We start from the raw sequence: 11,821 nt of genomic DNA on the forward strand, positions 1-11,821 counted from the left end.
TCTTTGCCTAACTCACCTAATGCCCAATCGTCGTAGCTGTTTCCTAAAGTCACTGCAACCGCCTGTCTTTTTTCGAAGCCGTGCACCTGCTTCACGGTATCCTTTTCCCCCGGATGTAAAGCAGGGAAATAACCATTTGCATGATAAAAATCATCGAGTACAGTCTTAGGACCATTTACCCATGGAAGCATCGTAGCTTCCATAGCGTTTTTTTTCATTCCTTGATAAGCCTTCTGAATATCGAAGTTTTTTAACCCTTTTCGGTAAGCATCCAAAAAAACGATGGAAGAATGAAAACCATTCATACAAGGATTGTCGCCAAATAAAACCGGGAACGTTGGCATCCATCCGCTTTGTTCGTACATTTTTACGTACGAGTTAAGCATGTCCTCTTCCAGGGCAGGATTTAAAATTGTTCGTAGCGGATGCAGTGCCAGGTAAGTGTCCCACGACCAATCGTCTACATAAAACGAACGGCTATCTTTATTCACTTTTTTATTATAGCCACTATAATAAGATGAGTCTTCAGATATGTTAACCATTCTTTCGTAACACCTATACAGTGCGGTATAAAAAGATCGTTTCTGGGCTTCTGTGCCTCCTTCGACCTTTATTTGAGACAGCACAGTTTCCCATGTTTTCCTGCCATTTTCGGCTACAGCCTGAAAACTTTCAGACTTAATTTCTTTATCAAAATTCCTTTTTGCCTGTTCAGGACTTACATAACTTATCGCGTACTTAAACTCGACCTGCTTGGCGGTTTCAGGAAAACTGATAAAAGCTTTGGATCCCCTGTCTTCTATAAAATCGCCACTTTTAATTTCACCGTTTTTTATAAAACCTGTTTTTCCGGCCGTATTAAAAACTCCGTACAGGTAAACTTTGATATCGCCGTGATAACTTTCTATTCCTGTTACTTCAGTGGCAGACACAAATTTCCATTGAGAGGTTCCACCATTATAAACATTAAATAATATCGACTTATCTCTTATTGCAGGAAATGTAAAACGATAAATACCTGTTTTTTTGCCAGGTGTAAATTCAACAGTAACGCCATCATCAATTAAATAAGTGGAGTAATACCAAGGCCGATTTACCTCTAGTTGATGGTCGTACGTCATTCTTGTACGCCAGGCAGCCACTGTTACCGGTTTGGTGCTTGGTTTAATTGAAAAGACTTCTCCTAACCGGTGAGAGACAATATTTAATGGGAAACTTGATATCTGGTCATCGAGGTAATCTTTTCTCTGCGGAGCAACGCGAATCATTTGGTTTGGTAAATGAATGGTTGGCTTCGTTGGTTCGAGCAACTGGCCAACGTTTCCGATGGTAGGATCGATATAGTCGAGATTAGATTTTTGTAGCTTTTTACCTTTTTGGGCAAAGAGGGAATTACTGTAAGAAAAAATTAAAAGAAAAACAGAGAGGATAAACTGGTTAGGTAGATATGAACGCAAAGATTTGCCCATGCCAAAAAGTCCTACCTCTTTTGATCGGGCTTTTATAGAAGACAGTCTTTTTGCAGGAAGGTTTTTTTTTGGGCTATAGAAAAAACCAGCAAAAAATTGATGTGGCAAACGGATCATACAGGCAATCGTCTCGTTAATTAGAGTGCAATTAACCCGGCAGGCACTAATACAACCCTTAACAAACCCATTAATTGTCAAATTAATTTCACTCTTTCCTGTAATTATCCACAAAAAGAACAATTTAGAGCGTGCGTACGGGGGTTAGATCAATCGGCGTTGATTTATTATGATTTGATTTTACAACCATTGTCGTAAAAATATGAAGAGCATTAACGGAATTTAATCTGGAAAAGCGGGTGGAGAAAGGAAGAAAATGTAGAATTGGGGAACAGGGGCGCGGTGAACAGAAAGTACAAGAGTGCGACGCAATGGCAGCCAAATAGATAATTATAGCCTGGACAATAGAAATCCTTCATTCAAAAAACAGCTTGTAAATAAAGCCTAATGCCCAATGATGGCGGAAAATGACCGCTCAAATTCGAGCCCGTAATTTTCTTTGTACTCTTTTGTAAACTTTAAATAAGCGTCGCGGGCCATTCCGTGCCGGCCAATTGATACCAGTCCCCGGCACTTATATTCGAGGGCTTCTTCGTTTAGCTGGTCAAAGTAAAAAATACAATTAGCGAGTTTTATGATCCACTCTGCTTCAGTAAGAATGTCGGTAACAGAAATGTGCTTTAATACGGTATCAATTACAAACCCGGTAATGCCGGATTTGATATCATCGAGCCAATTATATTGTGCCTCTGGTAAAAATGCCCCTCGGCTGATAGTGTTGTAAAGATCTGTTATGTAGCTTTTATCGGTGGGCTGTTTGTTAGCCGCCAATTCTGAAAAGCGTTGGTAGTCGATCTTAACTGAATTATTTAAAATTTCAAACTTCCATTTCCCTGTTTCTTTACCTATATGATACTCGCCTACTTTATCAAGGACACCTTTAAGCTTTACAATGTTTACTGAAAAATTGTTTCGTGCATCTTTGACCGATTTATCACTCCAAAGTATTTCGTACAACTTTTCGGAAGAGATACCCTTTCCGTCTTTATAAGTATAGATAATAAGGAGAAGAAACAGTTCCCTTACCAACGGCGTAAACTGTTTGGTGATGTCAATCCCATTTTTATCAATTACCTCAAACTGGCCGAAAAAATAGATAGAGGAGGTTACAGGCAGTTGGCGGACGGTTTCAGAAACAGGTTCGACAACTTCAGCGGGTACAGGTGCAACCGGCTGTTCTTCTTTAACGGCATTAGGTGCCTGCCTGTTTTCTCAAACCGGTTTCGATTTTCTTTTAAACCTAAAAAAGAAAAATATTGCAGCGGCAATAACGCCAATTGCAACAAAGAAGTAAAGTAGATAAGAAGTCTTTGTGGTTTCAACTTTTGTAGCTGCTGTAAGAGAGTTAGGCGGAAAATCAAGCGTATATATTTTTACACTGGTTACATTGTTTTTAGAACTAAATAAAGTGACGGCAATCAACTTCTGGCTGGAAGGACAATAAAAAAGATCGGCAAAAGACTCAATATCATGAAATGCGTAGGGAATACTGTCGCCAACTGATTCGTAACCGGGGGCTGTCAGCGAACCTTTTATTAATTGCAATGATGAATGAAACCGGTCAATTGGATAAATTAAGGAATAAAAGTCGTTTGTGCCGGGAATGATGATCAAACTGTTTGCAAAACAAAACTGCTTACCGGGTTGATCCAATTGGTAGATTTTCTTAAACGAACTATCCCTGACGCTATAGGCCGTCAGCTCATAGTTATACTTTGGGTTAATTGTTTGATCGCCGGTATTACTTCCATAGCCACCGATAATGTAAGCTGTATCGGTCGCTGCATTTGTTCCAAGTGCTGCCAGGTATCGCGGCATGAAAAAATCACCACGTGTCTTAACCACCTGCCATTTTTTGCCCGGGAAGGAATACCGTTGAACCAGGTTTTTATATTGCAACTGCCCATAGCCAGCAATTACATATAGTGAAGAGTCTGCTGTGGAAACAAATTTATTAGCCTGCCAAAATTCGGTTAGGGCTGTGGCAGTAAAATTATCTGTCCAACTTTGGATAGCAGGCTTGTAAGTACTTACTTTCCTTTCGTCTATGTAAAAATTGTACAACTGGTTGGTTGCAGCATCAAATACAGATTGATTTCCGCGGGGTAAGTATTCGTGGCTTCTCAGGAGTTTTTGCCCGGCAAATTGCCCGCTTTTAAAAGATAATTGGTACAACGAGTCGCGGGATACAATGTAAAGGACCTCGTTGTTTTTATCGAAGGCAATGCTTGCAGTTGCAGTAGTTTCAAACGAACGTACCTGTTGCCAGTTCTGGTGTTTCGGCTTGATCCAAACAGGATTTTTTACGGTTGCAATATTGTTTTCAATATCGTCTGCTGTTTGCCCGCCAAAACTGTCAGCTAAGGGATAGAAATATCTTCGTTTTTTGCCTTCGTTAATCCTGATGTCTTTGACCCTCATAGGAGGGATATCAACAGTTTTAAAACCTTCAAAATCGTTGGTTCCAAAAAAAATCTTACAACAGGTGGAGTTAGTAAAAGCAAATTTTTGCTTGCAAATCAACTGGTCGTTGAGGTAAAAAAAGACTTCCTGCGACTTTTGATTAAACCGGATCTTACAGTGGTTCCATTTGTTGTATAACTGAGCCTGGTTTATTTTAAAAACAAATGAAAAATTTTCTCCGATAACAAAATTAAAATTGAGTAATCTCTGGTTGTAAACAATGTCAATATTCCGGTTGTCGTTAGTGATTAACCTTATAATATATCCGAAGTAGGTTTCGTAGTTTGGAGAAAAGTTGAAGTCGAAAGATATTTCGGTGTCGGCGCTTAAGCACAGAGGTTCGGTAGGGGTTAAATTTAGCGAAGTACGTTTTTCCGGCACAACCTCGTGACTTGAGAATTGTAATCCATGTGACTGTTCAAAAGCAATAACGGAAGAGAAAAGAAACCAAAGTAACAACAAAAGGTATTTACCCATACTTGATAAAACAGCTAATAATGCACAAAATAGCTATTTCTACCAGAAGCAACTGTTATTAATGTTATGGGAAATCATGTTGCAAAAAAGATGTTTTCGAATTTGAACCGTTGATTTTTATTACACCTGTAGATGGGTAAATCTATTTATCAAGGACTGACAACCACCCGCTTTACAAAAGCATTTGACTGTATTATGTTTTGGCTTATCGGCTTTCCATCCAATGTAATACCTTCAAATTTTACGTCTTCGATAGAGTGTGCGTCGTCATAACCCACTAGTGCTATCGACATTGGCATTTTACCGTTTACCTTAATATTTTTAAATGTCACTCCATTAATGTTACCTCGTTCTGCATCCCGAGACCAGACGGCCTTACCTATCCACACCGAAATAAACTTTTTCGTTTCATCCACCCTGATATTTTCGAAACGTATGTTGCTGATTTTTGCAGCGTCACAATGGTAAATCCTCATTGACCACTCCCTTCCGATATCGTGTATTATGTCGTTGTCTGTAAAAAGTACATCGTCAACATCTTCCCTTATTTCGGCTCCCACACTTAAAGCATGTGCTACCTGGTTCCAAAGAACACAATTCTTCACAAGCACACCTTTTACCACGCCTTGTCCTTTATCAGACTTAATGACAACCAGGTCGTCGAGGGTACGTATAAAACAATTTGAAACGGTAACATTTCTACTGTTACAGATATCAATGCCATCAGAGTTAGCCCTATAGCCCAAAATTTTAATATTTTCAATGCTTACGTTGTCCGACCGGCGAACAGGCACTGTCCATAAAGGCGGGTCCCTTAGTATAATTCCTTCCATTTTAATATTTAGCCCCGTTACCATAATCATATTGCGTGCGTGTGTTGGGCAAGCACTACCATCAATAATACCACGACCCCGAATGGTAATATTCTTTCCAGCCAACCGAATGGAAGGTGCATAGTTTCGTAACCCTGTCTCTTTATTTGTTGTAAATTTTTCTTCCGGTTTAATGATGGCCCGCACGATGGCCCCACCAGCTATATACACCGTTTTATTGTCACCAACAGCTAGTTCCCCTATATCATGAATGCCTGGACCAAAATAAATAACGTTAGGATCGTTTTTGGCAGGAATCCCTTTTTCCGGAGGATTTACAAATAAGTGCAAAGATTTAATGATTTCGCCGTTTACTTCAACAGTAAAACTGCCGGTACGAGTTACGGTAAACGATACAGATTTGTTTTTTATGGAAGGGATAATATTTGCAGATGCGGGTAGTATTTTAGCTGAGGTAACATGGGTTGGTGCAGACACTGTAACTACTACAGATCCACTCAACAGCTCAAATGAAGCAAAAGCCGCAAGGTCAAAAAAATCTGCAGAACGCTGTTTGTCATCCATACCCTTAAACCGGCTTTTTTCGTCGGCCGAAGCTACTTTCGTAATATAAACCGGTACTTTTTTGCCTGCAACAGCCACTGTAAATAGTTCGCTTAGTACTTCCCCTTTGGGTGCAGGATAAATTTTTACTTTGCCCGCCGCCTCGCCAAACATAACGTTAAACAATATAAGGAAGCTAAGGATCGAAGATGCTTTTAGCAAAAGGGAAATTTTCATGAAAAAGATGGACTTGGGAATAAAGTTCAGAATGAAGAACCGGATCAAAGATATTAGTTGCACTGCTTCCTATCATCATGCTTTACTAATTTACTCCAACCAACCAACCACCTTTTCACCGGCACTTTATGTTTTACAGTTAATTTTTGGTAGCCTGCATTTTAGCGTATTGCAACTTTTATTGCGTCGCACACTGCATCTCTTTTTCCTATAATCGGCGCCTGTTTCAACTTCAAAGGTTTTTTTTGCTGCGTAGCTTTCAACTGTACAAGTGAGTGACACAACAGTGCTTAATAGTAATTCTGAAGCCAGAACAACAAAAACAGCAAATTCTAATCCCTACGGATATTAGTGTACGCTTACTAACTCATACGTTTTGCCGGCCCGGGTAGCAAAGTCAAACAATTTCGTTTCTTTTAGATCCAATTTATTCAGCCTGGCTTTGTCGGAAATAATAGGTGCAGGCGTTTCACTTATAGCATAAAAGGTATTGGGGTTTTTGCCTGACGCAGGTTTTAGCGATGCACTGTTATTAATTTTTAGAGCGTTGGACACACGCAAACGACAGTTGCCGCCCAAGGTAGATTTAATAACGAGTTTTGCCAGTTTGCCATTTTTCCATTCCATTTTTGTTATTTCAAATCCGCCTCTTGCCTTTAAGCCACCGACACTTCCGCTCTTCAAGGCATCAGGTAAAGCAGGCAACAGGTGAATACTTCCGTCATGACTTTGCATCAGCATTTCAGCGATACCGGCAGTGCACCCAAAATTGCCATCAATCTGAAACGGCGGATGTGCATCGAACAAGTTGGGATAAGTGCCGCCTCCACTATTTGCGCCTTTATTTACGCCAACGGGAGTAAGCTGATTTTGGATGAGCTTATAAGCGTGGTTACCATCGAGGAAACGCGCCCACAAATTTACTTTCCAACCCATCGACCATCCTGTTGAAATATCACCGCGGTAGTTGAGAGAAGTACGTGCAGCATCAAAAAGTTCGGGCGTACGATAAGGTGAAACCTGGTTACCGGGAAATACTCCAAACAAATGAGAAACGTGCCTGTGTTGGTCCTTCGGGTTGTCCCAGTCTTCGAGCCATTCCTGCAACTGGCTGTATTGGCCAATCTGCATCGGGGGCAGTCGCATCAGCTTCGCTTTTAGTTGTTCAACAAAACTTTTGTCGGTATGTAAAAGCTCGGCAGTACGAATTGTATTATGAAAAAGCTCGAATACGATTTGGTTATCCATCGTAGCGCCGGCGGCAATTGACACTTTTGGATTTACAGAAGGATTATTTTCAGGAGACATCGATGGGGAGACAACCAGCCATTTGTGAGTCGGCTCCTCCACCAGGAAATCAACATAGAACTGTGCAGCACCTTTCAAAGCCTCATACACCGATTGAAGGTATTTTTTGTCGCCGTTGTACAGGTATTTTTCGAATAAGTGACGGCTGAGCCAGGCACCGCCCATTGGCCACATGGCAGAATAAATGGCATCGACCGGACCAGTAATTCGCCACAAATCGGTGTTGTGATGTGCAACCCATCCGCCTGCACCGTACATTACTTTTGCCGTTTCCCGGCCTGTTTCCGAAAGTTCCTTTACCATTTTTACCAGCGGCTCATGCATTTCGGTGAGGTTCGTTACCTCTGCAGGCCAGTAGTTCATTTCGGTGTTGATGTTAATCGTATACTTACTGCCCCAGGGCGGACTCATTTTGTCGTTCCATATGCCTTGTAAGTTCGCCGGCTGACCTCCCGGCTGAGAGGAAGAAATTAACAGGTACCGGCCAAATTGAAAATACAACGAGACTAGTTGAGGATCGTTGCCGGCAGCAAAATCCCTTATTCTTATATCAGTTGGATTTTTGACTGAATCTGTTGTACCCAAATCTAAACTTACCCTTTTAAAATATTTTTGATACGCAGCAACGTGGTTTTGCAACAGTTGTTGATAAGGCTTCTGCAGCACTTTGTTTAGATAACCCACTGCTTTTTTAGTTTCATCGCCGGTAATGTCTTTATAGTTAATGAAATTGGTAGCGATGGAAATGTAAACAGTAACAGCATCGGCCTTTGTTACGCTGACATTGTCATTGTTGGAAGTGACGGTGCCGCCTTCCGGTTTCATTCTTGCCAAAGCCTTGAATTTTACTGCTCCTTGCACCCCATCTTTTTCACCACTTATGCCTGACAACACCAGTTCGTTTGTTCCATTGACTGTAAGTGTAGCTTTTTGCTTGCTGGACATAGAAGCATTGAATGTGATGCTGGAAGGTTTATCAGCAGTAAGACGCATAATAATGGCCTGGTCTGGTTGAGAAACGAATACAGTTCTGGTAAACCTAACTCCATCGACTATATAAGAAGTTTTTGCGACGGCTGTTTCGATGTTCAATTCTCGATAATAGTTTTCGAATTGATCATGCCCGGGAAAGTCCAGAGTAAGATCGCCGGCAAGCTGGTAGTTCATGCCGTTATTTTTATTCGCCTTTATCTTTTGTGCTGCAAGTTTGCTCGCATCTGCGTACTTCCCTTCAAAGATCAGCCTTCTTACTTCTGGCAAAGCAGCTAGTGCTTCCGGTCCATTGTTGCGACTCGGTCCACCGGACCAAATCGTTGCTTCATTTAATTTAAGCACTTCTTTTTCCGGGTTGCCAAAAACCATTGCCGCCAACCTTCCGTTACCTATAGGAAGGGCTGCTTCCCAAACTTTACCGGCCGGTGTATTATACCAAAGCTTCATATGGGTAGTCTGCCCCTTTAAGGAAACGGCAAACGTCATAAAAAACAAAATAATTAAGTTCCTCTTGCTACAAAGACCAGAAAAACTTTTCAGTGCCTTATTTATCATGGGTTATAGTGTTCTTTTAACAGCTTTTGTATTATTAATTTTTCTTCTTATTTTTTTTCTTCCAGGCAGCGGTTATACGAATTTTCAGGAGCGCGTTACCCGACTGAGAGCTGAACCTTTACCAACGGCAAGGCTGGTGATCGTTTTATTCGGTTAAAAGACTTCGTGCAATATAATTTGCTGAAGCGGGAAAACTGCATAAAATTGTAATGAGGAAAATACATGACCCCGGAGATTTGATTGGGGCGCTATTTGACCACGATTTTGTTAGGACTATCGGTGAACAGAAAGCAACACGAGAAAAAGGAGTAAGTTTTTTTATTGATTTATAGCGTTTTTGTTTTAGCGCCAATGTTTAAAAATTTTTTAGAATGTTAGAATTTTTGGATGTCCTATTGTTTACTTACCTCTTAATAAAAGTGCGTCACCGAAGATTTTATAAAGTATGAAAGGTCTTTTTGCCGTTGGAACGATTGCTTCGATAATAGCTTTGGCAGTTATGCTACATCGGGGATATCAAAGGGAGTCTTCATAGAAAGATAAGAAATGCTAAAAGACTACCTGTTACAAAACGCCTGGTCTTTACATTTATAATCATCGTCAGGCACAGAGAGCAAAATACAGAGTCTTCGTAATTGGATGAAATAGTCTGAAAATGGAAAAAGAATGCTCTGTTCAATTTATCTTCTTTGCCCTTTGGGTGCAGTAAAACGTTGAAAAATACAACGTTTTGTAGTAAAAAACACCAGTTAAACAAAAGACCTAAAATTAGTGCTAGCTGGTTATCAGGCTTTTATGCCACTTTTTGGTTCCGGCATATTTTTCATAGTATAGGAGTACAAACATTTAGTTTTCTATAATTAAAAAAAGTAATCATGAAAAAAGTAATTGTTGCCTCTGTCGCCCTATTTTTTGCGGCAATCTCAACTGTGAACGCTCAAACAACTACTACTAATACTGGTAAAGAAACAACTGCCAATACCGGTAAAGTAGTTACGACAGGTGTACAACAAGACACGACAGTCAAAAAAACGCCTGTTGTAATAACAGATCTTCCTGCTCCGGTACAGCAAACACTTACTGGAGATGATTACAAAGGATGGACTCCCAGTAGTGCATTTTTGGTGACTTCCAAGGATAAGGAATATTACGAGGTTAAGCTAGCTAAAGAAGGTAGCACACCAAATGTAGTGAAGCTGAATAAAGAAGGTAAAAAAGTAGATTAAGCTATCACATTCGATATTTGTAAGAGACCAGGCTTAGCCTGGTCTTTTTGTTTTTAGCATAACTTTATCCACGCCTTACTAGTAGTTACAATTTTAAATTATGACTTTGCGTGAGGGATAGAAGCGGAAAGCCCGGAACGCAGCGTAGTGCAACGAAGCGAAGTGAGGACTTGCAGCGGATAGCCCGGCCCCTTGCGCAGCTTGGGGACACGCCCTCATGAATTTTATTTGAATTAACTAATTTCTGCTTAACTGTTTTTATAGCGTGCATGATATGAGTAACATTTTGTTGGTGGAGGATGACAGGACTTTTTCTAAAATACTAGAAGCTTTTCTTTCTAAAAGCGGATTTAACGTTGAGGCGAAATATGATGTGAAGACGGGTTTGGGTGCCATGAGTGAAAATAACTTTGATGTGTTGTTGCTTGATTATCGCTTACCCGATGGGACTGGTTTAGACTTTCTTACTTCATGCGAAAAGAAATGCCTTAATGTGCCGACCATCATTATGACCAGTTTTAATGATGTTAGAACCGCTGTAAAAGCCATGCGCTCAGGTGCTTTTGAATACATTATTAAGCCGCTTAACCCTGAGGAATTATTAATGGTTATTAATGAAGCGCTTAACAAAGACAAACAAAAAGCATCTGGTTTGCCATCACCCAGCGCATTTATTGAAGGGCAAAGCAAAGTTGCACAGAAACTGGCTGACCACATAAACCTGGTTGCCCCTACCGATATGTCTGTTCTAATTATTGGCGAAAGTGGAACGGGTAAAGAATATGTAGCAAAATCAATACACGAATTAAGCAAAAGAAAAAACCAGCCTTTTGTTGCAATTGATAGCGGTACGCTGTCGAATGACCTGGCAGCAAGCGAATTGTTTGGACATGTAAAAGGGGCTTTTACAGGTGCGTTGAGCGATAAGAAAGGCGTGTTTGAAATGGCTAATGGAGGTACTGTTTTTTTGGATGAAATAGGTAACCTTGGCTACGACGTGCAGGTAAAACTGCTGCGAATGTTGCAGGAGCGAACGATACAACCGGTAGGAAGCAATAAACTGATAGAGGTTGATATAAGATTGGTTTGTGCAACAAACGAGAATTTAGTTGCAAGTATTTCAAAAGGCGATTTCAGGGAAGATATTTACCATAGAATAAACGAGTTCAAAATACAGGTGCCCTCGTTAAGGGAACGTGAGGAAGACCTTGAATTATTTGTTACGCATTTTATACAACTTGCGAACAAAGAATTGGGCAAAGCAGTGAAAAGTGTGACGGATGAAGTGATGGACATCTTTAAGAATTACGACTGGCCCGGAAACCTACGGGAACTAAAAAATGTAATTAAAAGGATGGTGTTGCTTTCGAAAATGACAATAGCCGGTGAAGATACCCTGCCTGATGAAATGATTGACTCAATAAACGAACAACCGAAAAAACAAATAATGGATTTGAAGGCCATACAGGAAGCAGGTGAAAAAGAGACAATATCAAAAGTGTTGCAACAAACAAAGTATAACAAAACCAAGGCTGCCAGGCTTTTGAACATTGATAGAAAAACACTGTACTACAAAATGGAATTATATGGAATAGAATAA

At 40.4% G+C, this 11,821-nt stretch carries 7 protein-coding genes; 2 read left to right on the top strand and 5 right to left on the bottom strand.

All coding sequences use genetic code 11. The features are described from left to right. The 5 genes from JWR87_RS19625 to JWR87_RS19645 form a co-directional block, all read right to left on the bottom strand. Positions 1–1,700 (bottom strand): GH92 family glycosyl hydrolase (locus JWR87_RS19625; RefSeq protein WP_297823488.1); only part of this gene is annotated, 1,700 nt, incomplete at its 3' end. 270 nt (positions 1,701–1,970) lie between these two features. Next, positions 1,971–2,615, bottom strand: a complete 645-nt coding sequence (locus JWR87_RS19630) for a hypothetical protein (protein ID WP_297823490.1) — start codon at positions 2,613–2,615, stop codon at positions 1,971–1,973. Between the two features lie 183 nt (positions 2,616–2,798). Continuing rightward, positions 2,799–4,526: a hypothetical protein gene (locus tag JWR87_RS19635; RefSeq protein WP_297823492.1), complete on the bottom strand. Its 1,728-nt coding sequence runs from the start codon at positions 4,524–4,526 to the stop codon at positions 2,799–2,801. 149 nt (positions 4,527–4,675) lie between these two features. After that, on the bottom strand, positions 4,676–6,139 hold the full coding sequence (locus JWR87_RS19640) for a glycosyl hydrolase family 28 protein (RefSeq protein WP_297823495.1): 1,464 nt from the start codon (positions 6,137–6,139) through the stop codon (positions 4,676–4,678). Between the two features lie 348 nt (positions 6,140–6,487). After that, on the bottom strand, positions 6,488–8,887 hold the full coding sequence (locus JWR87_RS19645; RefSeq protein WP_297823497.1) for a glycoside hydrolase family 95 protein: 2,400 nt from the start codon (positions 8,885–8,887) through the stop codon (positions 6,488–6,490). 983 nt (positions 8,888–9,870) lie between these two features. Between JWR87_RS19645 and JWR87_RS19650 the strand changes: the two genes are divergently transcribed. Both JWR87_RS19650 and JWR87_RS19655 read left to right on the top strand, forming a co-directional pair. Next, on the top strand, positions 9,871–10,221 hold the full coding sequence (locus tag JWR87_RS19650) for a hypothetical protein (RefSeq protein ID WP_297823499.1): 351 nt from the start codon (positions 9,871–9,873) through the stop codon (positions 10,219–10,221). A gap of 274 nt (positions 10,222–10,495) precedes the next feature. Beyond that, positions 10,496–11,821 carry a sigma-54 dependent transcriptional regulator gene (locus JWR87_RS19655; RefSeq protein ID WP_297823501.1) on the top strand — a complete coding sequence of 442 codons (1,326 nt, stop codon included), beginning with the start codon at positions 10,496–10,498 and terminating at the stop codon, positions 11,819–11,821.

It is taken from the genome of Segetibacter sp. (assembly GCF_025963695.1).
Lineage (GTDB): Bacteria > Bacteroidota > Bacteroidia > Chitinophagales > Chitinophagaceae > Segetibacter.